This is a genomic window from Streptomyces wuyuanensis (assembly GCF_900103455.1).
Classification (GTDB): domain Bacteria; phylum Actinomycetota; class Actinomycetes; order Streptomycetales; family Streptomycetaceae; genus Streptomyces; species Streptomyces wuyuanensis.
In genome coordinates this window covers 57,740-83,495 of the sequence record NZ_FNHI01000011.1, presented here as the reverse complement: position 1 = coordinate 83,495, position 25,756 = coordinate 57,740, and the positions used below count along the sequence as shown (strand labels likewise).

The window sequence follows — 25,756 nt, the reverse complement described above, 5'->3', positions numbered from 1 at the left end:
CGGTCACTCCAGCACCAGCCGCTCGGTCAGCTCGCGCATTCTGAGCCGGGCGAGGGCGAGATTGCCTTCCGCGCGGTCGAGCCACAGATGGAGCAGGACGCTGCTGTCGAAGCTCGTCTCGACGAAGCGCAGAACGTGATAACACGTACGGGTGGTGACGACGAGGTCCTCCACCGGAGGGTTCTTGCCGGGGTTCGCGTCCGGGCCGTCGGCGGTGCCCACCGGGGTGAAGGTGGGATGCTCCGCCGCCATGCGCGCCAGTTCCGCGGTCTCGGTCGCCGCCGTCTCGTGGTCGTTGCCGGCCGCGTCCCCGACGGTGCCGAGGGCGAGTCCGCTGGTCCAGTCGACGAGGGCGGCGCCGCGCACTCCGGGCAGCCGCATGGCGTGGAGAAGACACTCGTCGATCCCGGGCACGCGGAAATCCCCCTCCAGCACGTGTGCGAACGGCTCGGACGTATGTCCGTAGCCGTAAGGTTACGCACCGCAGTGGTGGCTGGTGGAAGTTCTGGCAATTTCCATCGGAACATGCGCGCGGTCCGCTAGGGTCCGCCCGCCCGATTCGCTCCGCAGCCGCCCGGACCGTCGCCGCGCCCTCGGCCCGCGGACCTCCGGCCTGCCGTGCAGTCGGTCCGCGGGACCTCGGATCGCCCCGTCTCAGCCCGCGGATCCCCAGGTCGCGGTCTCCTCGTGCCGGAACCTCATCCACAGCTTGTTGACGCCCCAGAGCACGATGCCGATGGCGATCAGCACCCCGGCCCGGATGTACACGTCCGAACCGCGCTCCGAGAGCGGGCTGGCGAGGATGACCGAGGTGATCGCGCCCAGTACCGGAAGGACCGTCGGGGTGCGGAAGTGGGCGTGCCCGACGCGGTCCTTGCGCAGCACCAGCACCGCCACGTTGACCACCGCGAAGACGCACAGGAGCAGGAAGGCGGTGGTGTCGCCGAGCCCCTCGATCTCTCCGGTCGAGACGAGGCCGATGGCGAGGACGGTGACGAAGACGATTCCGGTGATCGGGGTGCGGCGGTGGGGGAGCACCCGGGCCATGCCGCGCGGCAGCACCTTCTCGTTGGCCAGGCCGTAGCAGAGGCGCGAGGCCATCATGATGTTGATCAGGGCGGAGTTGGTGACCGCGAAGAGCGCGATGGCCGCGAACAGCTTCGGCGGGAAGTCGACCCCGCCGGCCTTCACGACCTCCAGCAGCGGGCCGTCGGACTCCGCCAGTACCCGGTAGTCGACGAGCAGCGACGACACCAGGGCCACGAGGACGTAGATCGTGCCCGTCACCCCGACGCCGATGAAGATGGCGCGGGGGAACGTCCGGACCGGATCCTTGGTCTCCTCGGCCATGTTGACGGAGTCCTCGAAGCCGACGAAGGCGAAGAAGCCGAGCGCGGTGGCGCCGAGCACGCTGGTCAGCAGCGCGTACCCGGTGCCGCTCGACTGGAACTCGCCGAGCCGGGACGGCTCCCCGCCGCCGCTCAGCACGGCCCACGCCCCGATGCCGAGGACCACCGCGAGCCCCGACAGCTCGACCAGCGTCAGCACCATGTTCGTCTTCACCGACTCCGCGACACCGCGCAGCGCGATGGCGGCGAGACCGAGGATGAAGGCGATCGCGATCGCGGTCGGCGGGACCGCGTCGGTGAACTCCTGGAAGTAGTCACCGCTGAACGCGCGGGCCGCCGCGCTCGCCGAGGACAGGCCGGAGCACATGACCATGAAGGCGATGATGAAGGTCAGGAAGGGGAGCCGGAACGCCTTCTGGGTGTAGAGCGCGGCTCCCGCCGCCTTCGGGTACTTGCCGACGAGCTCCACGTACGACGCCGCCGTGAGCAGTGCGACGGCGAAGCCGATCAGGAACGGCAGCCACAGCGCCCCGCCGACTTTCCCCGCGACCTTCCCGGTCGTGGCGTAGATCCCGGTGCCGAGGATGTCGCCGATGACGAAGAGGATCATCAGTCTCGGGCCGATGACGCGTTTCAGCGACGAGTCGTGTTCCTGCGGTCCCGTGGACGTGGACGTGGCCATGGATCCTCTCCCGTTCCCGTTGACGGCTGGGAAAGTCTCTGCCCGACCATGGGTCCTTGATGCCTGCGGCGCGCCGGGCGGCTGGTCCGTCCGGGGTGCGGGCCGGTGCCCGGCGGGTCGCGGGGGGAGGTGTCCGCCGAGGGCCTGCGCCCTTCGGCCGCGGCGGTGTCCGGCGCCCGCCGTCAGTTGCCGCGCGCCTCCACCGCGGCTGCGACGTCGGCGAGGTCCTTGGCGACGGCCTTGGCCACCGCCCGCTCGCCCAGCGGGCCGAGCACCTTGGCGAGCAGCCCGGTGACGCCTCCGGGTGTGCTGCCGGAGAACGTCATCCTGACCGTCGTCGTCTCCGGGCCGTCGGCGCGCAGCGCGAACTCCGACACGTAGTGCGTGCCGTGGCTGTCGGCCTCGACGACGAAGCGCTCGGTCGGCTCACTGGCCGTCACCCGCATCTCCTCGGTTGCCTCCTTGCCGAACATCCGCCGGGTCTCGCGCCAGCGGGTGCCGACGCCGAAGGGGCCCTCCGTCAGCTTCTCGATGCGCTCCACGCCGCTCAGCACCCGCTGGGAGCCCTCGACATCGGTCAGCGCGCCCCAGACGCGGGCTGCGGGCGCGGCGATGCGCCGCTCTACGACGACACTTCTGCTGGTCATGGCTCCATGGAACCACCGGGGTACGACAGTCGCCCGCTACAGCAGCGCGTCCGGCCGGTCACCGCCCGACTCGGCCACGATCCCGGCGATCGTCTGCGGCGCCCGCACGGTCGAGAACCGGACGCCGCCGGGATCCGCGTGGAAGCCGTGGATGCCCGGCCGGGCCAGGCTGTTGTAGGCGTAGTGGCTGCTGAAGTAGTACGCCCCGGTGTCGAGCGCGGCGATCACGTCGCCCGGCTCCAGCAGGGGCAGCGCCCGCGCCTCCGCCAGCAGGTCGCCGGCGAAGCAGGCCGGGCCCGCGACGTCCTGGACCACGTCGTCACCGGTCCTCGGCGCGCCCTTCGCGTCGTACGCGACGATCCGCAGCGGCCAGGAGGCCGGGTCGTAGACGGTGCGGGTGGCGACCTGGACGCCCGCATGGGTGACGGCGATGGGCCGGCCGCCGGTGGTCTTGGTGTACTCGACGCGGGTGAGGACCGTGCCGTGCTTGGCGAGCAGCGACCGGCCGAACTCCGTGACCAGCCCGTAGCGGCCGTCGAACAGTCCGGGGACCGTGTCCCGCAGTGCCCGGGCGTAGTCGGCGAAGGTCGGAGTCTCCTCGTCGGAGGCGAAGTTGACCGGCAGCCCGCCGCCGATGTCCACGGTGTCGATCTGCTGCCGCCCGGCGGCCGCGTTGATCTCCTCGGCCAGCTCGTACACGGCCCGCACGCCCTGCGTCATGAGCTCCAGCCCCAGCCCCTGCGAGCCGGAGTGGGTGTGCAGCCGGGTGAGCCAGGGCCGGTCGAGGTACGCCCGCACGACGCGCTCGCGGGCGCCCTCGTCGCGCAGGGCGACGCCGAACTTCGAGGTCGCGGTGGCCGTGGACAGCGCACCGATCGCGCCGGCGCCGATCTGGGCGTTGACGCGCAGTCCGAGCTGCGAGCCGCCGGGCCCGGACGCGCGCCCGGCCCCGGAGCCGGCCAGGGCGTCGATGCGGTCGAGCTCCTGGAGGTTGTCGGCGTTGACGGCGATCCCGAGGTCCAGGGCCTCGGTCAGCTCGGCCCGGGTCTTGGCGGGCGAGTCCAGCACGATCCGCTCCGGCCGCACTCCGGCGGCGAGTGCCAGCGCGAGCTCACCGGGGCTCGCGACCTCCGCGCCGACGCCCTCGGAGTCCAGCAGCCGCAGCACCGGCACCAGCGGGGCGGCCTTCACGGCGAAGGCGTGCAGGACGGGGGCGTCGGTGATCTCCTCGAAGGCGGTCCGCAGCGCGGCGGCCGAGGCCCGTACCCCGGCGATGTCGAGAAGCGCGACGACGGGGTCGGTCTCCGTGAGCAGGCCCTGTTCCAGGGCTGCTCGTACGGCCTGGTCACGACGGTCTGAAGCCAGATAAGCCATGTTCGCCAGTCAATCATCCGTCCGCGGGGGACGAACCACCCGTACCGGGGTACCGCCCTCGGCCCGGTGGCTGCCGTGCACCGCCCGGGCCGCGGGGCACAGTCCCGGTTCCGGCCGCCGCGCCTCCGGTGGATTCGGGCCCTGTCCGGCGCGTGCCCGCACGGTCCGGCCGCGCCGGGCCGGCTTCCCGGCAGCGCCCTGTTGACTGGATTTATTCAGAGGGCCAGGATGTGAATAGATGAATCAACGCCGCGAGGAGGCATCGGCATGTCTGGACCCCGCCCGGTACGGGCACCGCGTGGTACGGAACTGAGCGCCCTTGGGTGGCAGCAGGAAGCCGCGCTGCGCATGCTCCAGAACAACCTCGACCCGGAGGTCGCCGAGCACCCCGACAAGCTCGTCGTCTACGGCGGCACCGGCAAGGCCGCCCGCGACTGGCGCTCCTTCGACGCGATGGTCCGCACGCTGAGGACGCTGAAGCAGGACGAGACGATGCTCGTCCAGTCCGGCCGCCCGGTCGGCGTGATGCAGACCCACGAGTGGGCGCCGCGCGTGCTGATCGCCAACTCCAACCTCGTCGGCGACTGGGCGAACTGGGAGGAGTTCCGGCGCCTGGAGGCCCTCGGACTCACCATGTACGGCCAGATGACCGCCGGCTCCTGGATCTACATCGGCACCCAGGGCATCCTCCAGGGCACGTACGAGACCTTCGCGGCCGTGGCGGCCAAGAAGTTCGGCGGCACACTGGCCGGCACCATCACGCTGACCGCCGGACTCGGCGGCATGGGCGGCGCCCAGCCGCTCGCCGTCACCATGAACGACGGCGTGGCCGTCTGCATCGACTGCGACCCGCGCGCGATCGAGCGCCGTATCGAGCACCGCTACCTCGATGTGAAGGCCGACAGCCCGGAGCACGCCCTCCGGCTGGCCACCGAGGCCCGCGACGCCCGCCGGCCCCTCTCCATCGGCCTGCTGGGCAACGCCGCCGAGCTGCTGCCGCGGATGCTCGCCGAGGGCGCGCCCGTCGACGTCGTCACCGACCAGACCTCCGCGCACGACCCGCTGGCGTACCTGCCCGTCGGCGTCGACTTCGACGACATGGCCTCGTACGCGGCGAAGGACCCGGCCGGGTTCACCACCCGCGCCCGCGAGTCCATGGCCCGGCACGTCGAGGCCATGGTCGGCTTCATGGACGCGGGCGCCGAGGTCTTCGACTACGGCAACTCGATCCGCGGTGAGGCACAGCTGGCCGGCTACGACCGGGCGTTCGCGTTCCCCGGCTTCGTCCCCGCCTACATCCGGCCGCTCTTCTGCGAGGGCAAGGGGCCGTTCCGCTGGGCCGCGCTGTCCGGCGACCCCGCCGACATCGCCAGGACCGACAAGGCGATCCTCGAGCTCTTCCCGGAGAACGAGTCCCTGGCCCGCTGGATCAAGATGGCCGGGGAGCGCGTCCACTTCCAGGGCCTTCCGGCCCGCATCTGCTGGCTCGGCTACGGCGAGCGGGACCGCGCGGGCGAGCGCTTCAACGACATGGTCGCGAGCGGAGAGCTCCAGGCGCCGCTGGCCATCGGCCGCGACCACCTCGACTGCGGCTCCGTGGCCTCCCCGTATCGCGAGACCGAGGCGATGCTCGACGGCTCGGACGCCATCGCCGACTGGCCGCTGCTGAACGCCATGGTCAACGTGGCCTCCGGCGCCTCCTGGGTGTCGATCCACCACGGCGGCGGTGTCGGCATGGGCCGCTCCATCCACGCCGGCCAGGTCACCGTCGCGGACGGGACCAGGCTCGGCGGCGAGAAGATCCGCCGGGTGCTGACGAACGACCCCGGGATGGGCGTCATCCGGCACGTCGACGCCGGCTACGACATCGCCGAGTCCGTCTCCGAGGAGAAGGGCGTACGCGTCCCGATGCGGGAGGGTGATTCCCGGTGACCGTGCACGACCCGCGGGCGGGCGGCCACCTCGCGGACGCCCCTCCCGCGGGCGGCCCGCCGGCTGCGCGGCCCCGCTCGTTCCAGGAGATGTGGGCCGATCTGCGGCGCATCGGCCGGGACGCGGACAGCGGCGGATACCGCAGGTACGCCTGGACCGGCGCCGACGCCGAGTGCCGCGCCTGGTTCCGGGAGCAGGCCGAGGCCCGCGGACTCGCCCACGAGACCGACCGCAACGGCAACCAGTGGGCCTGGCTGGGCGACCCCACCGCCGGGGACGCCGTCGTCACCGGCTCCCACCTCGACTCCGTACCCGACGGCGGGGCCTTCGACGGCCCCCTCGGCGTCGTGTCCTCCTTCGCGGCGCTCGACGAACTCCGCCGCAGGGGAGCCGTGTTCACCCGGCCGTTCGCGATCACCAACTTCGGCGACGAGGAGGGCGCCCGCTTCGGTCTGGCCTGCGTCGGCTCCCGCCTCGCGGCCGGGCAGCTGACCAAGGAGCAGGCGTACGCGCTGCGCGACGCCGACGGCGTGAGCCTGCCCGCCGCCATGGAGGCCGCCGGCCACGACCCGGAGACCATCGGCGCGGACCCCGAACGCCTCGCCCGCGTCGGCGCGTTCGTGGAACTCCACGTCGAGCAGGGCCGGGCCCTGGACATCTCCGGCGACCCCGTCGGCATCGCCAGCGCCATCTGGCCGCACGGCCGCTGGCGCTTCGACTTCCGGGGCGAGGCCAACCACGCCGGCACCACCCGCCTCGCCGACCGCCGCGATCCGATGCTGACGTACGCGGAGACCGTCCTCGCGGCCCGCCGCGAGGCCGAACTGGCCGGAGCGGTGGCCACGTTCGGCAAGGTCTCCGTCGAGCCGAACGGCGTCAACGCCATCCCGTCCCTCGTGCGCGGCTGGCTCGACTCGCGCGCCGCCGACCAGGCCACCCTCGACACGGTCGTCGCCGCGATCGAGCAGGCCGCCAAGGACCGCGCCCAGCGCGACGGCGTCGACCTCGCCGTCGTACGGGAGTCGTTCACCCCGGTCGTCGAGTTCGGGCACGCGCTGCGCGACGAGATCGGCGCACTGCTGGGCGGACGGGTCCCGCTGCTCGGGACCGGCGCGGGACACGACGCGGGAATCCTCTCCGCGGCGGTGCCGACCGCCATGCTGTTCGTACGGAACCCGACGGGCGTCTCCCACTCCCCGGCCGAGTACGCGGCCGAGGAAGACTGCGTCGCCGGGGTCCTCGCACTCGCCGACGTACTGGAGGGCCTCGCGTGCAGGTGACGACGTACTGGCTGGAGCACGCCTGGCTGGGCACGCACGTCGAGCCGGGAGTCGCCCTCGACGTCGCGGACGGCCGGATCACGGCCGTCCGCACCGGGGCGGACGCCCCGGAACCGGGTGCCGAGGTGCTGCGCGGCCTGACGGTCCCCGGCCTCGCCAACGCCCACTCGCACGCCTTCCACCGGGCGCTGCGCGGCCTGGTGCAGGTGGGCTCCGGGACCTTCTGGACCTGGCGCGAGTTCATGTACCAGGTCGCCTCCCGGCTCACCCCGGAGAACTACCACGCACTGGCCCGCGCCGTGTACGCCGAGATGGCGCTGGCGGGGATCACCGCCGTCGGCGAGTTCCACTACGTGCACCATGCGCCGGGCGGCAAACCGTACGCCGACCCCAACGCGATGGGCGAGGCGATGATCGCCGCCGCGGCGGACGCGGGCATCCGCATCACGCTGCTCGACACGGCGTACCTGTCCTCGGGGATCTCGAACAAGCCCGGCGGGGAGCCCCCGAACCCGCATCAGCTCCGTTTCTCCGACGGCACGGCCGAGGCGTGGGCCGAGCGGGTGTCCCTCCTCAAGGGCGGTGAGCTGGCCCGGATCGGCGCGGCGGTCCACTCCGTGCGCGCGGTCCCGGCGGCCCAACTCCCCGTGGTGGCCGCCTGGGCGGCGGAGCGCGGCGCGCCCCTGCACGTCCATCTCTCCGAGCAGACGGCCGAGAACGACGCCTGCCTCGAGGCGCACGGCTGTACGCCGGCGCGGCTGCTCGCCGACCACGGCGTGCTCGGCCGGCACACGACGGGCGTCCACAACACCCATCTCACGGACGAGGACATCCGCCTCCTCGGCGACAGCGGGACCGGCACCTGCATGTGCCCCACCACCGAGCGGGACCTCGCCGACGGCATCGGCCCCGCGAAGGACCTCCAGCGGGCGGGCTCACCGCTGTCGCTCGGCAGCGACAGCCATGCGGTGATCGACCTCCTGGAGGAAGCCCGCGCGATGGAGATGGACGAGCGGCTGCGCACCCGCACCCGAGGCCACTGGACGGCCGCTTCCCTGCTGCGCGCCGCCACGGCGGACGGGCACGCGGCGCTCGGCTGGAGCGACGCAGGAGCGCTGGAGCCGGGCGCGCTCGCCGACTTCACCACCGTCGCGCTGGACTCGGTGCGCACGGCCGGCCCGCTGCCGCGGCTGGGCGCGGAGACCGCGGTCTTCGCGGCCACCTCGGCGGACGTCCGCCACACGGTCGTGGCCGGGCGTCACGTCGTACGCGACGGGGTCCACACCCTGGTGCCGGACGTGCCGTCGGCGCTGTCGCAGGCGATCGCGGCGCTGCGCGGCTGATCGGGCGGGTGCGGGGTGCGGCACCGTGCCGCGGGCCGGGGCCGTGGCCCCGCACACCGGGCGCACCGGGGCGTCCGGGACGGCGCAGGGGTGTGAGGGCCGAGGCAGGGTGCCCGGGACGGGCCGGGGTCACTCGTAACGGGGCGGGTTCCCGGTGGAGATGGTCCAGCCGGCGGCGGAAGTCCACCGCTGAGCCGTCGCGCAGCGACTGGATGTGGACGGCGAGCCCGATCGCCAGGCAGGAGAGGCCCCGGTGCTGGGCGAGGTGATTGCCGACGACGGTGAATCCGGACGTGTGTGCCTCGGTCATCTGACGGACGCCGCGGCGCGATCGGTGAACCGGGTCCTGGGCGCGTCGGCGCGCGTTGAGCCGCGTGACAGCCATCGGGAAGCCCTACTTCCTGGGTGGTGAGGCCCTCGTTCGGGATGCCAGTCCCGGCCGGGGCCGTTGCATGTGCCATGGCATACGCGGGAGTTGTCGTGCCGACCTTGCCCTGGGGACGTCGGCGGAATCCAGCGCTCCGGGGCAGGAACACCCGCGTGAGTGACGCGCGGGGAGAGGTCACCGCGGTGGGGTGTGGTGGGTCGTTTCCCCTGGTGATGGGGTGGTTGACCGCCTGCGCCACAGGCGTCCGGACGTGCGGTTCCCGGGTTTCCGGCGCACGGCTTTCCGGGCTTCGGGCGGTCGCTCGGGCCGTACGGCGCCGGCCCGGGACTCTGCATGAACCGGCGGGAGCACCGGAGGTGGGCAACTCGGTCAGGGGCCGGCGGCGCGTCGGGCGGAGGCGGTGCCGGGCGGCCGGACACCCCGGGAATGGCCCGGGCCGGGCCGGGGTTGCACCGGACATGAACGCCACCCCGTTCGACCCGCGCACACTGCTCGCGGAGAGCCGTCTCGGCGTCCTGGCCACCATCAAGTCGGACGGGCGCCCCCAGCTCTCCCCGGTCATGCCCTACTACGACCGGGACGCCGACGTCCTCTACGTCTCGATGACCGAGGGGCGGGCCAAGACGGCGAACCTCCGCCGGGACCCGCGCGCCGCGCTCGAGGTGACCAGCCCCGACGGCTGGGCCTGGGCGACGGCCGAGGGCACGGTGACCCTCACCGGGCCGGGCACCGACCCCCACGGTCCCGAGGTGGAGGCGCTGGTGGCGTACTACCGCCGCGCCGCCGGTGAGCACCCGGACTGGGACGAGTACCGGTCGGTGATGGTGTCCGACCGCAGGGTGCTCATGACGATGCCGGTCGACCACGTGTACGGATCGAAGATCGTCTGACATGCGCCGGCCCGGCCCGGCCCCGGCAGCCAGGGCGGCCCGGCGCCCCGGGCCGCTGAGGCGTGTTCAGCCCGCTCGGGGCTCCGGTGCCGGGAACCTCACCGCGTCGCCCGCCTGCGCTTCGCGCCGCCCCCGGAAGCGGCGCACCGCCGCCGGGACCCAGGGGAGGACCGCGACCACGGCCAGCAGCGTGAGCAGTGGCAGCCGCCACCACCACGACAGGGCCGGCGGTGGCGGGGAGGGTGAGTCCGTCACCCAGGGGCGCGCGGTCTTCGACCACGCCACGAAGGCGTCACCGATCGGGAGAAGGCCGAACGCGTACCGCTTGGTCCACGGGGTGTCGACGGGTACGCCCAGCAGTTCGCCGTGGTTCGCCAGGCCCTCGGCGAGCGCGGTGTCGCCGTGGACCTGGGCCGCGCCCGCGGTGACCACCGACGCCGACAGGCTCACCCCCAGCGGCAGCGGGCCGGAGTCGACGTCGGCCGGGCCGTCGGTGCCTGCGGGGTACTCCCGGACGGCGGGACCGAGACCGAGTGGCGTGGCGACGTACCGGTCGCGGAAGCGCAGGTACTGCTCGCGCGCGAAGTCGGGGTCGATGTCCACCAGGAAGCGGTGGATCACGCTCTGCGAGGTCCCCCTCGCCACCTCGGCCGGGGCTCCGGTGGCCGGGTCGACCCGGTGCGGCAGGAGCCCGGTCCGGGGATCGAGCCGCTCGCGCACCCCGCGGAGCCAGCGGTCGGCCGTCCCCGCGTACCGGGGCGGCAGCAGCGTGTCGTGGAGCCGCAGCGAGGCCATCGCCACGGTGGAGTCCACCGGCCACGCCTGCCCCGGGTAGGCCTCCAGATACGGGAACTCCGAAGCGTCGAACGCGGCCGCGAGTGCTGCGGAGTCCGCGGCGAAGCGGCGCACCTCCGCCGGGTCGCGGTCCGCCGCCGGCTGCAGGGCCAGCACCCCGCCGCGCAGCCAGTTGGTCCAGCCGCGGTGGAAGACGCCGTACGACGGGACGAGCTCCGCGCTGAAGGGCGCCCGCCCGGCCGGCGAGTCCAGCCGCCCCAGCGCCCAGCGCGCCTCCCGCAGTCCGTCCGCCCGCTCACCGGCCGGTTCGCGCATCCCGAGCTCGACCTCGGCCAGGCCGTACAGCGCGTGGAGGAAGAAGTACCCCTCGGGGAAGAGGCCCTGCGCCTCGTCGCCGGCACCCTCGTCCAGGGCCGAGCGTATGAACGCCAACTGGCGTGCCACGCCGGGTGGTTCATCGTCCGGCCCCGCGGTGGCGGGGGCGACGAGCCGCACCGTGCCGGCCAGCGCGCAGAGGCTCACCAGCGCGGCGAGCAGCCGGCCGGACCGGCGCAGCAGGCTGCGTCCTCGCGAGGCCGATCGGGGTCCGTGCATGGCCAGTGACCCTACCCGGGCCTCCGGGGGCCGGCCGGGGCCGCGGTGACGGGCGGCTGTGGAAGCATGGGGCCCGTCACGGTGTGCCCCTCTCCGTAGGGGGACGAAAGGCCACGGAGAGGAACCATGAGCAGCACTCTCATCACCCGCATCGGCACCCTCGTCACCAACGACCCCGCCCTCGGTGACGGCCCCCTCGGTCTGATCGAGGACGCGGCCCTCGTCCTCGACGGCGGCACCGTCGCCTGGGCCGGCCGCGCCGCCGACGCCCCGGACGCCGACGAGCGCCATGACGCGGGCGGTCGCGCCGTGATCCCGGGATTCGTGGACTCGCACTCGCATCTCGTGTTCGCGGGTGACCGCACCGCCGAGTTCAACGCACGCATGTCCGGCCGCGCCTACTCGGCGGGCGGGATCAGGACCACCGTCGCCGCGACCCGCGCCGCCACGGACGAGGAACTCGAGGCCAACCTCACGCACTACCTCGACGAGGCGCTGCGCCAGGGGACCACCACCTTCGAGACCAAGTCCGGGTACGGGCTCACCGTGGCGGACGAGGCGCGTGCCCTGCGCATCGCCGCGCGGCACACCGAGGAGGTGACCTACCTCGGTGCCCACATCGTGTCCCCGGACTTCGCCGAAGACCCGGCCGCGTACGTCGAGCTCGTCACCGGCGAGATGCTCGACGCGTGCGCCCCGCACGCCCGCTGGGTCGACGTGTTCTGCGAGAAGGGCGCGTTCGACGGGGACCAGGCCCGTGCGGTCCTCACCGCGGGCATGGCGAAGGGCCTCGTTCCGCGCGTGCACGCCAACCAGCTCACCTACGGCCCCGGCGTGCAGCTCGCCGTCGAGCTGGACGCGGCGTCCGCCGACCACTGCACCCACCTCACCCAGGCGGACGTCGACGCCCTCGCGAGCGGCAGCACCGTCGCGACCCTGCTGCCCGGCGCCGAGTTCTCCACCCGCGCCGAGTGGCCCGACGCCCGCCGGCTGCTCGACGCGGGCGTGACCGTCGCGCTGTCGACCGACTGCAACCCCGGCTCGTCGTTCACCTCCTCCGTGCCGTTCTGCATCGCCCTGGCGGTCAGGGACATGGGGATGACGCCGGACGAGGCCGTCTGGTCCGCCACGGCGGGCGGTGCCGCGGCGCTGCGCCGCACCGACATCGGCCGTCTCTCACCGGGCGCCCGCGCCGACCTCGCCGTCCTCGACGCGCCGAGCCACGTCCATCTCGCCTACCGCCCGGGTGTCCCGCTGGTCCGCGAGGTGTGGCGACGGGGGACGCGAGCGGTCTGAGCCCGCCCCTGAGGGGACGAGTCCCTCCGGTCGCCGTCGCGGTCTGGGCGATGGCGGCCCCGTCGTCGCGGGCGGGCCGAGGACGGTCGGGTCCGCGTGCGACGGTGAACCGGTCCCGGGGCGGGAGCACCCCCGAGCGGCGTCCCCGCTTCGCCCCATTGGCACCGCCTTTCACAGGACTTCACACCTCTTACCGTGTTGGTCACGGCTTGACCTTCACTCCCTGTTGCGGGGCGATTTCGGCCGGTACCGTCCTGTCCGGGGAAGCTCAAGGGGGAGACCGGGGGTCGAGTTGAGCGGTGTGCACATTCGTGTCGTCAGGCCCGGGGAACTGGACGAGGGGGAGGCCGAGTCCTGGCGTGAACTGCGCGCCAAGTCCGGTGCGCCCGCCAGTCCTTTCATGGAACCGGAATTCACCCTGGCCGTCGCCGGGGTGCGGCCGCGCGCCAGGGTCGCGGTCGTCGAGGACGACGGGGTCCCGGCCGGTTTCTTCCCCTACGAGAAGGGCCCGTTCGGACACGGCCGGGCCATCGGGCTCGGCGTCTCCGACTGCCAGGGGGCCGTGCTGCGGCCCGGGCTGCGCCTCTCCGCGCGTGAGCTGCTGAGGGCCTGCTCGCTCTCCGTCTGGGAGTTCGACAACCTGGAGGCGGGGCAGGGCCTGTTCGAGCCGGGCAGCGCCGAGGAGTTCGCCTCACCGGTGATCGACGTGGGCGAGGGGTACGCGGCCTACGAGGAGCGGCTGCGGGACCGGTCGCCCAAGTTCTTCAGGACCACCACGGCCAAGGAGCGCAAGCTGGGCCGCCAGGCCGGCGAGGTGCGGTTCGTCTTCGACGAGCGGGACCCCTCGGCGCTGCGCACGCTCATGGCCTGGAAGTCCGCCCAGTACCGGAGGACCGGACGCAGGGACCGCTTCGCCCAGGAGTGGATCAGCACGCTCGTGCGACGGCTGCACGACACCCGCACACCGGGCTGCTCCGGCGTGCTGTCCGTGCTGTACGCGGGGGAGCGTCCCGTCGCGGCGCACTTCGGGCTGCGCTCGCGCACGGTGCTGTCCTGCTGGTTCCCGGCCTACGACACCGAGTACGCCAAGTACTCGCCGGGGCTGGTCCTGCACCTGCGGATGGCCGAGGCCGCAGCGGCGGCGGGCATCGGGATGCTCGACCTCGGCCGCGGCGCCGCCGAGTACAAGGACGCCCTGAAGACCGGTGAACTGCGGGTCCGTGAGGGCTCGTCCGTCCTGCCCGGCCCGGGGGCGGCCCTCCACCGGCTGAGCCGTGAGCCGGGGCGGCGCGCCCACAGCTTCGTGCGCAGCCGGCCCCGGCTCGCCGGGTACGCCCAGCGGACGCTCGGCCGGATAGGCCGGCTGCGGGGCGACTGACCGGCCGCGGCGCACCGCACCGGGCCGCACGGCGCCCGTACCGCACCGCCAAGGGTCCGACGACACCACCCGGGGAGACCTCGATGCCGCACACCCCACCCGCCCCGCCGCGACCGCGCGCGATGCAGGTCGCCGAGCTCGACCTCGACTCGCTCGAACCTCCGCCGCACGCGGGGCCCCACGGGGTCCGGGGCGCCCCCGCCCCCGGTGTGCTCGCCCTGCGCCCCGGACCGGGCGGTGCCCCGGTCGGACCGGGGGAGGTGTTCGTACTCGTACGGCACCGGGGCCGCCCCGTCGGCACGCTCACCGCGACCGTGCCGGATGGGGCGGACCCGGCGGAGGTCCTGGCCGCAGCGGCCCGGGACCGCCTGGCTCCGCCCCCCGCGCGGCGCCCGTCGCCCGGAGACGCCGCCCGCCATCGCGTCGCGCAGGACCCGGGAAGCCCCGGGGCCGCCAGGGCGTCCAGGCGCCCCGAGGCCCCCGCGGCTCCCGGGAGGGAAGGGTGCCGGGCCGGTCCGACCCGGACCAGCGTCGTCGTCGCCACCCGTGAGCGCCCCGGCCGGCTCGCCCGCGCCCTGGACTCGCTGCTCGCCCAGGACCATCCGGACTTCGAGGTCGTCGTCGTCGACAACGCGCCCCTGACCGGCGCCACCCGGGAGCTGATCGAGCGCAAGTACGGCGAGCGGGTGCGGTACGTGCTCGAGCCCGTGCCCGGCCTCGCCGTCGCCCACAACCGCGGTGTCGCCGCCGCCGACGGCACCGTGCTGGCCTTCACCGACGACGACGTCGTGGCCGATCCGCACTGGCTGACCGCGCTCACGGCGCCGTTCGCGGAGGACCCCCGCATCGGCTGCGTCACGGGACTGATCCTCCCGGCGCGGCTCACCACGCCCGCCCAGATCCTGCTGGAGAGCCACGGCGGCTTCGCCAAGGGCTTCGCTCCCCGCACCTACGACCCGGCGCGGCCGCCCGCCGACGAGCCGCTGTTCCCGTTCACCGCGGGCCGCTTCGGCTCCGGCGCCAACATGGCCTTCCGCGCCAGGGCGCTCAGGGCGGCGGGTGGATTCGACCCGGCGACCGGCACCGGCACCGCGGCCCGGGGCGGTGACGACCTCTACGCGTTCGTGCGGATCCTCGCCGACGGCCACCGGCTGCGGTACACGCCGGACGCGCTGGTCTGGCACCACCACCGGGAGACCGAACGAGACCTGCGGAACCAGGCGTTCGGCTACGGCGCCGGCCTCACCGCGTACCTCACCGCGCTCGTCGCCCGCCGGCCCGGCCTGCTTCCGACACTGCTCGCGCGGCTGCCCCGCGGCCTCGCCCACGCCCGGACGATGACGGCGCACCGCGACGGCGCCCGGGGCGTGCCCGGGGAGCACGGGACCGCGAGCCACCCCTGGCCGCGCAGCCTCTCCCGGCTGGAGCGGCGCGGGATGCTTGCCGGACCCCTCGGATACGTCAGGGCCCGCCGCCGGGTCCGCGGACTGCCGCTCCCCTGGGAGGAGAGATGACGGCACCACACGCACGACACGGAGCCGACGCACCGCACGAGACCCGCGCGGCCCCGGATCCCGGCGAGCGCCGGGAAGGCCGCATTCCCGTGCTGCTCTACCACGCCGTCATGGACGACCCGCCGGACTGGATCGCCGAGTTCACCGTCAGCCCCCGGAAGTTCGCCGCCCAGCTCGACGCCGTCGTCGCCGCCGGCCGTACGCCGATCAGGATCAGCGCCCTCGCCGACCATCTCGCCGGACGCGGCGCGCCCCTGCCGCCCCGGCCCGTCGTCCTCACCTTCGACGACGGCTTCGCCGACCTGCCGGGACCCACCGCCGAGGCGCTCGCCGCCCGCGGTCTGCCCGCCACCGCGTACCTCACCACCGGCGCCATCACCCCGGGGCTCCGCAGCCTGCTGCCGCCGGCGCCGATGATGACGCTCGCCCAGGCGCCGCTGCTGGAGCAGTACGGCATGGAGGTCGGCGGCCACACCGTCACCCATGCCCAGCTCGACACGCTCGGCGCCCGGCGGCTGCGGTATGAACTGCGCCACTCCAAGGCCGTCCTGGAGGACACCCTGGGCCACGAGGTGCGCCATCTCGCCTATCCGCACGGCTACAACAGCCCGGCCGTGCGCCGGGCCGCCCGGGCGGCCGGGTACGAGTCCGCCGTCGCCGTGCGCCACGCGCTCAGCTCGGAGACCGACGAGGCGTACCGGATCGCCCGGCTCATCCTGCGCCGCGGCCACACCGCCGCCGACGTCGAGGCGTGGATGGACGGCACGGGGGCGCGGGTCGCCCCCTACCCGGACTCGCTGCCCACCATGGGCTGGCGGCTCTACCGAAGGATGCGGGCTGCCGTGAAGGGCCCCGCATTCGCCGGGTGACGGGCGAAGATGGTCGAGAGCCGCCCAAAACCGAACCAGGTTCCTATACTTCGCTGAAGGGGACAGCGGCCTGACAGCCGCGCCCACATCCGTGGGGGGAGTCGCACGGTGCAGCAGCAGAGCGTGCCCACACCGGTCACCGGGAGCAGCACGCTGCCGCCCGCGAAAGGGACCGGGGACGACCACCGGCCGCCCCCCGAAGCCGGGGCCCGCCCGCGGAGGCGGCCGCCCCTGCCCGGCCTCGCCTCGCTCCCGCTGTTCCTGGGCGTCGGCCTGTGGGTGTACGCACTGCCGCGCATCGGCTTCCGGACGATGGGGGAGTACGGGCTCCTCGACCGGCTGCCGGTCGTGTTCTTCGTCGCGCTCCTGGTGCTCACCGGCGGTTTCCTGCTCGCGCTGCGGCGCGCGGGAACCTCGCCCTGGTGGCCCGCCGCGTACTGCGCGGCGATGCTGTTCGCACTCAAGGCCCCGCCCGCGGTGCTGTACGACTCGGTGCGCTACCCGTGGGCCTCCAAGCACGACGCCGTCGTCGACGCCCTCCTCGCCAACGGCGAACTGCGGCCCTACGCGGCACTGTCCGGGAACATGTCGGCCTACGACCAGTGGCCCGGCTTCTTCGGCCTCAACGCCGCCCTGGTGCGCGCCTTCGGCGTCGAGAGCGCCGCCGTGTACCTCAACTGGGCGCCGGTGCTGCTGGGGCTGCTGCTCATGCCCGTGCTCGTGCTGCTCTACCGGACCTTCACCGAGGACTGGCGGCTGGTGTGGGCCGGCGTCTGGATCTTCCAGCTCGCCAACTGGGTCGGTCAGGACTACCTCGCCCCGCAGGGCTTCGCGTACATCCTGCATCTGACCGTACTGGCCGTGGTACTGCGCCACTTCGTGCTGCCGGGGTCGGCGGGACGGCTGCGCGACCGGACGTTTCTCGACCCCGCCGCGGCCGCCGTGCCGCCGCCGACCGGCCGGCGCCAGCGCGCCGTCTGCGTGCTGATCCTCGCCCCGCTGATCGTGGCGATCAACGCCTCGCACCAGCTGACCCCGGTGATGCTGTGCGTTTCGCTGTTCGCCCTCCTCTTCACCCGCCGCTACCGCAACTACGGGCTCCTCGCGGTCGCGGGGGCGCTGATGCTGGCCTGGGACCTGACCATGGGCCGGCCGCTGTTCACCGAGACGCTCGGCACCCTGCGCGAGTCCCTCGGCGAACTGACCCGCAACTCCCGTGCCGGATACGCCGGCCGGCTCACCGGCCCCGGACCCGAACTCGCCGGGCAGGCCAACGTCCTGATGGTGCTCGCGATCGCCGCGCTCGCCGCCGTCGCCGTCCTCGCGCGCCGCAGGCTGGCCCGCAGCGCGCTGCCGCTGCTGCTGGTGTCCGCGGCGCCGCTCCCGCTGTTCGCCGTGAACGACTACGGCGGCGAAATGCTCTTCCGCGTCTATCTGTTCGGACTGCCGGGCGCCGCGTTCTTCGCCGCCGCGGCCCTCGTCCCGGCCGCCGGCGCCGCACGGGGCGCCTCGGCCCGGGCCAGGGCCGTGCGCCGGCGTCTCGCCGCCGTCGCGCTGCCCGTGACGCTGGTCGTGCTCGCCGCCGGATTCCTGCCGTCGTACTACGGCAAGGAGACGATGAACTACACCCCGCCCGCCGAGACGGCACTGGTCACCCGGGCCGTCGACCGGGCCCCCGAGGGAAGCCTCATCCTCGCGGCCACCGGGTCCTTCCCGAAGGCGCTCCACCGCTACGACCGGCTGGAGCACTGGTTCTTCGCCGAGCAGGAGCTCCCCGAGAACGAGCGGATGCTCGCCGACCCGGCCCGCCATCTGGCCGACGGCATCCCCCCGGGGACGCGGGCGTACGTCATCCTCACCCGCACCCAGGACGTCTACACGGCCGGCGAGGGGCTGCTTCCTCCCGGCGGCTTCGCGACGCTGCGAAGCGAGCTGGCCGCGTCCCCGCTCTTCACCGTCGTCGAGGAACACCCTTACGGCGTCGTACTCGAATACCGATCACCAGCGAGGTGAAGCCCGATGCCGAAAGAGATCCCGCTCAGAGCGGCCGTGGCGCTGTCCGGCTGGGTGGCGCTCGCCGCGACCCTGCTGCCCGGCGGTTCGCCGATGAGATGGATCCCGGTGCTCCTGTTCGTCTGCTTCGGTCCGGGCATCGCGCTGCTGCACCCGCAGCCCGGGGGCCTGCGGCCCGGCGCCCGTCTGGAGGCGTTCGCTCTGGCCGCGCCGGTGAGCCTGTCGCTCGGAGTGCTGACCGCCACCTCGCTGTTCCTGGCCGGGGGATTCACGGTCACGGCGTTCCTGCTGCCCCTGGCGGCCTTCGCGACGGTCGTCGCCGCTCTGCCGGGGCTCCCGCTCCCCGCGGCCACGCGCGGCGCCGCCGGAGGCGCTCGCGTGCCGTCCCGCGGGGCCGCCCCGGGACCGGCCGGTGAGCACGACTCCGCCGCCGGACGTGCTCAACCCGGCGGCGGTGGCCGATGAGCGGACGTCATTCGGGATCCCGCCCGCGCGCGGGCGCGGTGGTCGTCCTCGTCACGGTCGCCGCCTTCCTCGCCGGGATCGGGATCTGGGCCACCGCCGACGACGGCACCGCGGACGAGGACTTACCGGGGAGCGCGGTCTCCGGCGAACCCCTCAGCGGCCCGTGCGCCCCCGACCGCGTGCTCGCTCCGCGCTGCGGCGCCTGGTGGGGCGCGTACATCCCGTACGACGAGAACGGCTCGCTCACCGCACCGGTGTACGCCTTCGAGAAGAAGATCGGACGCCGGCTCGACCTCGTGTACACGTACCACGACATGTCGGGCAACGAGCTCGACGGGCAGCTGCTCACCCCGGACGAACAGGAACTGGGACGCGACCGGCTCCTGATGCTCGCCTGGGAGTCCACGGTGTGGAAGGAACCGCACCACGCCAACTGGACCGAGACGCAACTCGGCTGGAAGAACATCGCGTCGGGCCGGTACGACGCCGAGATCGTCGACCCGCAGATCCGCCGCGTCAAGGCGTACGGGAAGCGGGTCTTCCTCTCCTTCGACCAGGAGGTCGACGCCCGGATCAAGGAGGGCGCCGGGACTCCCGAGGAGTACGTCGCCGCCTACCGGCACCTGCGGGACCGCTTCGAGAAGCTCGGCGCGCGCAACGTGGTGTGGGTGTGGACGGTCTCCGGCTATCTCGGCAGCGCCGACCTGATGAAGCGGCTCTACCCCGGGGACGACTACGTCGACTGGCTGGCCATGGACCAGTACAACTACTTCACCTGCCACAAGACCACGGACTGGAAGGACTTCGAGCGAAGTCAGCGTCCCGGCCACGACTGGCTGATCGCCAACATCTCCGACAGAAAGCCGCTGATGCTCGCCGAGTTCGCGACCGTCCCCGATCCGGCCGACCCCGACCGGCAGCGCGAGTGGTACGCGGCCATCCCGGACGTGGCCAGGGCCATGCCCAAGGTGAAGGCGATGGTGCACTGGAACCGCGCGGTGCCCGGCGAGGGCTGCGATCTGACGGTCGACGACGGACCGGGCCTGGAGGGCTACCGGCTCGCCGGCCGGGACGGCTGGTTCAGACAGCCGGTCCCGAGCCGCTGAGGGACTTCCGCCGGGCGGTGCCGCGGGCCGTCCGGCGGTGGACGAGCGCCGCCACCGCGGCCGCCAGGAACCCTGCCGACACCGGCAGCGCCGCGGCTGCGAAGGCCTCCTGGGCCGCCCAGCCCGCCACCGTCAGGACCCACACCGTCCCGGCGGTGACCCGGCCCGGCACGCCCAGGGCCCGCAGGGCGGTGGCGGCCAGGGCCAGGCACAGCAACTGCAGTACGGGCGGCAGCACCGCGAGCACGAACGCCGGGCCGCCGGGCTCCGCCGGCCCGGCGAGCAGGTCGGCCAGCGCCTCGTGACCCGGCCCCGCGGCGGGAGCGGGCCGTACGCCCAGCAGCGCGGGGGCGGTGTGCAACGCGGCCGCGGTGGCGAGCAGGGCGGCGGCGAGCAGGACCGGCCGCAGTCTGCCCAGGGCCGCGGCCCCGCAGTACACGACGACCAGCAGCACGCCCGCCGTCACCGTCAGCGGCGGCAGCGCGTGCAGCAACTCCCGCCCCGACAGCGGTCCCGGCGGGACGTCCCGGGCCCGTACCAGCGGGAACCAGAACAGACCGGCGGCCAGGCCGAGCAGCAGCCACAGCCAGACGGCCGTCCCGGCCTCCTCGCGCCCGGTGGCCGCGGGCCGCTCCGGAGGCGCGTACACGGATATCCCGAACGCCGGGGTCGCCGCCTCGTGGACACCCCGCAGATACCCGGTCTCCCGGGTCCAGTCCGGGTCCTGCCCGGCGGAGGCCCGCCGCTCGGCCGCCCGGCGCGCCCAGGTCGTGCCGTAGCCGTCCCCGGCCGGGCGCCGCCGCCGTACGAACAGCCCCGCCCCGCGCGGCGGCCGGGGCTCGCGCCCGCTGAGGGCCGCCCGCACGCCCGGCGCGGAGACCAGCGCCATCAGCGACATGGACAGCAGCATCGCCAGGCCCGCGCCGGAGATGCCGGCCGGGCCCATCAGCACCGCCGCGCTGCCCAGCACCATCGCGCACATCGCGCCCTGGAGCGCCGCGAGCACTCCCGTACGGCCCTGGACGCGCAGGACGCCGATGTACAGCTCCACGACGACCCGGGGCAGCGCCGCGGCGGCCAGCAGCCGCAGCACGGTCGTGCCGTGCTCGGCGTAGTCGGGGCCGAACGGCGCGAGGATCAGCGGCGCGAGGACGACCAGCACGGCGACGACCGGCACGAGCAGTACCGCCATGCGGCGCAGTGCGCCGCGCACCCCCTCGGCGAGGCTGCCGGGGCTGTGCGAGGCGTGCGCGGTGAGCGAGGAGGCCATGTTGATGGCCATGAACTCCATCGTGCCGCCGACGGTGTAGGCGATGTAGAAGAAGCCGTTGTGGGCGGCGTCGAACCGGACGGCGACCATCACCGGCAGCAGGTTGATCATCGCCAGGGAGAAGAGCGCGCCGACGGAGTCCCCGGCGAGGAAGCGTCCGATGTCCCGCATCCGCGGCGGTTCGCGGTCGCGGTCGGCGGCGGCCTGGCGGGGTATCAGCCGGCGGAACACCAGCCAGCCGAGCGGCAGTACGGAGAGGGCGATCGCCGCCGCCCACGACACGAAGACGCCGAGGACGGGAACGGCGCCCGCGAACACGACGAGGAGCAGGAGCTTGCCGATGGAGAACACCGCGTTGCCGACCGGCACCCAGACGGCCTTGCGGAGCCCGGTCAGCACCCCGTCCTGCAGGGTGAGCAGCGCCCAGGCGACACAGGCCGCGGTGAAGACCGCGCCGGCGACGGGGCCGCGCAGCGGGGCGTACGAAGGGCCCCACAGGTCGAGGGTGACCAGGAACGCCGCGCAGGCGGCGCACACGACGGCCGAGCTGACCGCGTACGCCCGCCACACCAGCGGGCCGGTCGACCGCCCGGCCCTCGGGACGTACCGCACCACCGCGCCGATCATGGTGGTCGCGGTGATGGAGGCGAGCAGCCGCATCGCGGCGATCGCGGCCGACCCCTGCCCCACGGCCTCCTCGGTGTAGTAGCGGGCGGCCACCAGCCAGAAGCCCAGCCCGAGCGCGGCGGACACACCGGTGGAGAGCATCAGGGCATAGGCGTTGCGGAACATGGAGTCGCCGCCGGCCGACCCGCCGGCGGTCCCGTCGGCGGGCGCCGTTCCGCCGGTCGCGGTGTCGGGCGCCCGCACCCGGGTCGTCTCAGCCACCGGCCCCGTCCTCGGGGCCGCCGGCCGGACCCGCCCCCGGTAGCGGCGGGGCCTGCGCCGGGCGCACCCCCGCCGCGTCGAGGACGGCGACGATCCGGTCCGCCCGGAGCGGGTCGGCCGGGAGGGCGTGGCGGGCGAACCAGCGGGCCGGTTCCGGAGCGGGCGACGGGTCGGTGAAGAGCCCGGTGGCGTAGTCGTCGAGCGGCGGGTCGTAGAGGTAGCCGGTGGTGATGCGGTGCCGGGCCAGTGCGGCGACGGCCGCGTCCCGGTCGGCCACCAGGATCGGGACCCGGAAGAGCGGCTGGACCGGGCCGGGGCCGGGCGCCCCCCAGGGGCTGGCCAGCAGCCGCCGGGTGCCCTCGAGATGGGCCGCGAGCCGGTCGTCCAGGCGGTCGAGCAGCCGCGCGGTGCGGCGGAGCCGGGCGCGTCCCGGGGCGATCCGGTAGTCGTGCATGTCGACCCGCACCCAGGAGTGGAACGGCGGGAGCGCGGGGGCCTCGGCGACCGCCTGTTTCAGCTCGCCGGGCCGCAGCGGCATCCGGATGTCCTCGCGCTCCTCCATGCCGAGGAGCCGCATCACGGCCCGCGCCGCGCGGACGAGCCGCAGCCCGCGCACGCCCGCCTCCGCGTACGGCCGTAAGACGTAGGCGAGTTCGGCGGAGAGCCGGGAGGGGGTGAGGAGGGCGTCGCGGGCGTCTCGCAGCTCGCTGCGGAGCCGCGGGTCGGCGATCGCGAGGAAGCCCCCGGTCTTGGCGGCGGTGTGCTTGGAGAGGCTGAACACGGAGGCGTCCCCGTACGAACCGACCGGCCGGCCGCCGACCCGGGACCCGATGGCGTGCGCCGCGTCCTCCAGCAGCGGGATGCCGAGCGAGTCGCAGCGGGCACGCAGCCCGGGCGCGGGGTCGGGGTTGCCGTACAGATTGGTCGTGACGACCGCGTCCACGCTCCGCCAGGTCGCCTCGGGGACGGCTGACTCGTCGATCGAGCCGTCCCTCGGGTCGAGCGGTGCCTGCACGGGGCGCAGGCCCGCCGCCAGCACCACGAAGAAGATGACGTCGTCGTTGACGGGCGACATCAGCACCCGTCCGCCGGGCCGGCACCAGTGGCGCAGGGCCACGTAGAGCCCGAGCCGGCACGACGGCACGTAAAGGCACTCCCTGCCGAGGCGGTCGCGCATCCGCGCTTCCAGCGCCTCCCCCATGGCCCCCACCATCCCCCCTGAACCCCCGGCTCAATGTGGCCCATACCGGACCCCACCGTCAATAAGGCGGAAGGGCCCATCCCTTGACGGAATGGACCCTTCAGGCGGGGCCGTGCGGGCGGGGAGTCACTCCTCGACCGTGAGGCCCTTTCTGAGCCGGTTCAGCGTGCGGGCCAGCAGACGCGACACGTGCATCTGCGAGATGCCGAGCTCGTCGCCGATCTCGGACTGGGTCATGCCCGCGACGAAGCGGAGGGAGAGGATCTTGCGGTCGCGCGGCGGCAGCGAGGCGATGAGCGGCTTCAGGGACTCGATGTACTCGATGCCCTCGAGGCCGTGGTCCTCGTAGCCGATGCGGTCCGCCAGCGTGCCCTCGGTCTCGTCCTCGTCGGGCTGCGCGTCCAGGGAGCTCGCCGTGTAGGCGTTGCTCGCGGCCATGCCCTCGACGACCTCGTCCCTGGTGATGCCGAGGCGCTCGGCGAGTTCGCCGATCGTGGGGGCGCGGTCGAGCTGCTGGGCGAGTTCGTCGCCAGCCTTCGCGAGGTCAAGCCGCAACTCCTGCAGCCGCCGCGGGACGCGCACGGACCAGGAGGTGTCGCGGAAGAAGCGCTTGATCTCGCCGATGATGGTCGGCATCGCGAACGTGGGGAACTCCACGCCCCGGCTGAGCTCGAAGCGGTCGATCGCCTTGATCAGGCCGATCGTGCCCACCTGGATGATGTCCTCCATCGGCTCGCTGCGGGAGCGGAACCGGGAGGCGGCGAACTTGACCAGCGCGAGGTTGAGTTCGACGAGGGTGTTGCGCACGTAGGAGTACTCGTGCGTGCCCTCTTCGAGGGCTTCGAGGCGGGCGAACAGCGTCTTCGACAGGGCGCGCGCGTCCACGGCGCCGACCTCGTCGAACGGCGGGAGCGCCGGGAGGTCGACGTCCTCGGACTGCTCGGCGTGTCCGTACCGCCCGTGCGGGGGGTGCTCGTCGTACGCGTCGAGCGCGTGGCGCCCGGCGTGCTCGGGGGACTCGAGGTGATCGTGCTTGCGTGTCGACGGCGCGTTCGGGGTACGCGTTTCGTCGAGCCGGGGTGACATGGTCTCCTCCATCGTTCTCGGCATATGGCTGCCGATGCCCATACGTGGTGCTGCGGTGTGCGGCGCCTCCAAAGCCGGCCGTGTCGGTGGTGTCTATCTAGCCCTACCCGCTCCTTGCCGGAGGTTGCAAGTGTTGTAAGTCATGTATGTCCGATTTGTGGGGGAGTTCGGCTACCGATCGGCGTACGGAAGGCGTAATGTTCTGCGGACGTCAACGTCATCGGCGAAGAGGACGGGCATGGACCGCGGGACGGTCGGCAGTGCAAATCGAGGCCGCCTTCAGGTCGGGGTGAGGACCGAAGGCCCGAGCGAAGTGGTGACTCCGGCGGGTGAGCTCGATCACCACACCGCCGAATTGTTGCGTGCGCCACTCGAGGAGGCGCTCGATCAAGGTCGGGCACGCTTGGTGGTCGACTGCTCACACCTCGAGTTCTGTGACTCCACGGGACTGAACGTCCTGCTCGGGGCCCGCCTCAGGGCCGAGGCCGCCGGAGGCGGGGTCCATCTGGCCGGGATGCTTCCCGTCGTGGCCCGGGTCTTCGAGATCACCGGCGCCGAGGCGGTCTTCACCGTCCACGACTCGGTCGAGGCGGCCCTGGCGGAGTGACTCGCGCCGCATGACCGGACCGGGGGGTGTTGTCCGGATGCGGCCGGGCAGAAGACCCCCGCAAGGATCCCTCCGGGACCCCTCGCAAAAGAGTGCGGAGACCCGCACGCTCCGTATCGACCCACACGCGAACTGGTGAATCGGTGAGGTGAAGCGCTGATGAGCACCACCCGGCAGCATCCGCCGGGCGACCTCGGCCCCGAGCCGGACGGCGCCCCTGCCGCCCCCGGCGGCGGACACGGCACCGTCGTGCCCGACGGCAGGGTGCGCACCCTGGCGCTGGGGAACGCCAGCGGCATCGTCCCGCTCGCTCGCGACTTCACCCGGCAGGCCCTTTACGACTGGGGCTGGCTGCCCGCTGCCAACGCCGACCGCCGCGCCGCCGCCGAGGACGTCCTCCTCGTCGTCTCGGAGCTGGTCACCAACGCCTGCCTGCACGCGGAGGGCCCCGACCGGCTGCGCGTCTCCAGCGACGCCAAGGTGCTCCGGCTGGAGGTCACCGACCTCGGCGCCGGCCAGCCCGCGCCGCGCACCCCGCACCGCGCCGGCCGCCCCGGCGGCCACGGCATGTTCATCGTCCAGCGGCTGTGCCTGGACTGGGGCGTCGTCAGGACGCCGGGGATGACCGGCAAGACGGTGTGGGCGGAGCTCGCGGCACCCTCCTAGCCGGAGCCCGGCGCCCCGGGATTTGAAGCTGTTGTGGAGCACGGCGATCCGCCGTGCTCTTTGTCTTCCCTCCACAAGGGCCCCGGCGTACCTTGAGCGCCCGATCTGATGTGTCGTCAGTTA

The 25,756-nt window shown here is 73.7% G+C and carries 21 protein-coding genes; 13 read left to right on the top strand and 8 right to left on the bottom strand.

Annotated features, from left to right (window positions below; translation table 11 throughout):
* Positions 1–3: 3 nt before the first annotated feature.
* From BLT82_RS17525 to BLT82_RS17510, 4 genes are all read right to left on the bottom strand, one after another.
* A complete protein-coding gene (locus BLT82_RS17525) occupies positions 4–414 on the bottom strand; it encodes a roadblock/LC7 domain-containing protein (protein WP_208867945.1) in 411 nt (136 codons plus the stop codon).
* A 240-nt stretch (positions 415–654) separates the two neighbouring features.
* Positions 655–2,031: an APC family permease gene (locus BLT82_RS17520; protein ID WP_093655842.1), complete on the bottom strand. Its 1,377-nt coding sequence runs from the start codon at positions 2,029–2,031 to the stop codon at positions 655–657.
* Positions 2,032–2,213: 182 nt separating this feature from the next.
* Positions 2,214–2,678, bottom strand: coding sequence for an SRPBCC family protein (locus BLT82_RS17515; protein ID WP_093655840.1), 465 nt, complete (start codon positions 2,676–2,678; stop codon positions 2,214–2,216).
* Between the two features lie 36 nt (positions 2,679–2,714).
* A complete protein-coding gene (locus BLT82_RS17510; protein ID WP_093655838.1) occupies positions 2,715–4,052 on the bottom strand; it encodes a type III PLP-dependent enzyme domain-containing protein in 1,338 nt (445 codons plus the stop codon).
* Positions 4,053–4,319: 267 nt separating this feature from the next.
* On the opposite strand from BLT82_RS17510, the gene hutU reads away from it, so the two are divergent.
* The 4 genes from hutU to BLT82_RS17490 all read left to right on the top strand — a co-directional run bounded on the left by hutU (position 4,320) and on the right by BLT82_RS17490 (position 9,885).
* Entirely contained in the window at positions 4,320–5,984 is a 1,665-nt protein-coding gene (gene hutU / locus BLT82_RS17505) for a urocanate hydratase (protein WP_093655836.1), read from the top strand.
* A gap of 89 nt (positions 5,985–6,073) precedes the next feature.
* On the top strand, positions 6,074–7,264 hold the full coding sequence (locus BLT82_RS17500; protein WP_093656136.1) for an allantoate amidohydrolase: 1,191 nt from the start codon (positions 6,074–6,076) through the stop codon (positions 7,262–7,264).
* Entirely contained in the window at positions 7,255–8,607 is a 1,353-nt protein-coding gene (locus tag BLT82_RS17495; protein ID WP_093655835.1) for a formimidoylglutamate deiminase, read from the top strand. Before BLT82_RS17500 ends, BLT82_RS17495 begins: the two co-directional genes overlap by 10 nt.
* Positions 8,608–9,453: 846 nt before the next feature.
* Complete coding sequence (locus BLT82_RS17490; RefSeq protein WP_093655832.1) at positions 9,454–9,885, top strand: PPOX class F420-dependent oxidoreductase; 432 nt, start codon at positions 9,454–9,456, stop codon at positions 9,883–9,885.
* Between the two features lie 66 nt (positions 9,886–9,951).
* On the opposite strand, the gene BLT82_RS17485 is transcribed toward BLT82_RS17490, so the two are convergent.
* On the bottom strand, positions 9,952–11,274 hold the full coding sequence (locus BLT82_RS17485; RefSeq protein ID WP_093655830.1) for a hypothetical protein: 1,323 nt from the start codon (positions 11,272–11,274) through the stop codon (positions 9,952–9,954).
* A gap of 126 nt (positions 11,275–11,400) precedes the next feature.
* Between BLT82_RS17485 and hutI the strand changes: the two genes are divergently transcribed.
* The 7 genes from hutI (at position 11,401) to BLT82_RS17450 (ending at position 19,915) form a co-directional block, all read left to right on the top strand.
* Positions 11,401–12,570 carry an imidazolonepropionase gene (gene hutI, locus BLT82_RS17480; RefSeq protein ID WP_093655828.1) on the top strand — a complete coding sequence of 390 codons (1,170 nt, stop codon included), beginning with the start codon at positions 11,401–11,403 and terminating at the stop codon, positions 12,568–12,570.
* A gap of 301 nt (positions 12,571–12,871) precedes the next feature.
* Positions 12,872–13,948 carry a GNAT family N-acetyltransferase gene (locus BLT82_RS17475; RefSeq protein ID WP_093655826.1) on the top strand — a complete coding sequence of 359 codons (1,077 nt, stop codon included), beginning with the start codon at positions 12,872–12,874 and terminating at the stop codon, positions 13,946–13,948.
* A gap of 122 nt (positions 13,949–14,070) precedes the next feature.
* Positions 14,071–15,462: a glycosyltransferase family 2 protein gene (locus BLT82_RS17470; protein WP_093655824.1), complete on the top strand. Its 1,392-nt coding sequence runs from the start codon at positions 14,071–14,073 to the stop codon at positions 15,460–15,462.
* A gap of 89 nt (positions 15,463–15,551) precedes the next feature.
* The gene (locus BLT82_RS17465) at positions 15,552–16,331 is read left to right on the top strand and encodes a polysaccharide deacetylase family protein (protein ID WP_093656134.1); all 780 of its coding nucleotides are present in this window, start codon (positions 15,552–15,554) and stop codon (positions 16,329–16,331) included.
* 108 nt (positions 16,332–16,439) lie between these two features.
* Entirely contained in the window at positions 16,440–18,344 is a 1,905-nt protein-coding gene (locus tag BLT82_RS17460) for a hypothetical protein (protein WP_093655822.1), read from the top strand.
* A 6-nt stretch (positions 18,345–18,350) separates the two neighbouring features.
* Positions 18,351–18,809 carry a hypothetical protein gene (locus BLT82_RS17455; protein WP_244292020.1) on the top strand — a complete coding sequence of 153 codons (459 nt, stop codon included), beginning with the start codon at positions 18,351–18,353 and terminating at the stop codon, positions 18,807–18,809.
* Complete coding sequence (locus BLT82_RS17450; protein ID WP_093655820.1) at positions 18,806–19,915, top strand: glycoside hydrolase family 26 protein; 1,110 nt, start codon at positions 18,806–18,808, stop codon at positions 19,913–19,915. The genes BLT82_RS17455 and BLT82_RS17450 overlap by 4 nt, the downstream gene beginning before the upstream one ends.
* Here the strand turns inward: BLT82_RS17450 and BLT82_RS17445 are convergent.
* The 3 genes from BLT82_RS17445 to BLT82_RS17435 all read right to left on the bottom strand — a co-directional run bounded on the left by BLT82_RS17445 (position 19,890) and on the right by BLT82_RS17435 (position 24,360).
* Positions 19,890–22,073 (bottom strand): lipopolysaccharide biosynthesis protein, encoded by a 2,184-nt coding sequence (locus tag BLT82_RS17445; RefSeq protein WP_093655818.1) that lies wholly within the window; start codon positions 22,071–22,073, stop codon positions 19,890–19,892. The genes BLT82_RS17450 and BLT82_RS17445 overlap by 26 nt on opposite strands.
* Entirely contained in the window at positions 22,066–23,274 is a 1,209-nt protein-coding gene (locus BLT82_RS17440) for a DegT/DnrJ/EryC1/StrS family aminotransferase (RefSeq protein WP_280142491.1), read from the bottom strand. The genes BLT82_RS17445 and BLT82_RS17440 overlap by 8 nt, the downstream gene beginning before the upstream one ends.
* Before the next feature lie 126 nt (positions 23,275–23,400).
* Positions 23,401–24,360 carry an RNA polymerase sigma factor SigF gene (locus BLT82_RS17435; protein ID WP_404204420.1) on the bottom strand — a complete coding sequence of 320 codons (960 nt, stop codon included), beginning with the start codon at positions 24,358–24,360 and terminating at the stop codon, positions 23,401–23,403.
* A 238-nt stretch (positions 24,361–24,598) separates the two neighbouring features.
* On the opposite strand from BLT82_RS17435, the gene BLT82_RS17430 reads away from it, so the two are divergent.
* Entirely contained in the window at positions 24,599–24,967 is a 369-nt protein-coding gene (locus BLT82_RS17430; RefSeq protein ID WP_093655812.1) for an STAS domain-containing protein, read from the top strand.
* 159 nt (positions 24,968–25,126) lie between these two features.
* Positions 25,127–25,633, top strand: a complete 507-nt coding sequence (locus BLT82_RS17425) for an ATP-binding protein (protein WP_093655810.1) — start codon at positions 25,127–25,129, stop codon at positions 25,631–25,633.
* Positions 25,634–25,756: the final 123 nt, after the last annotated feature.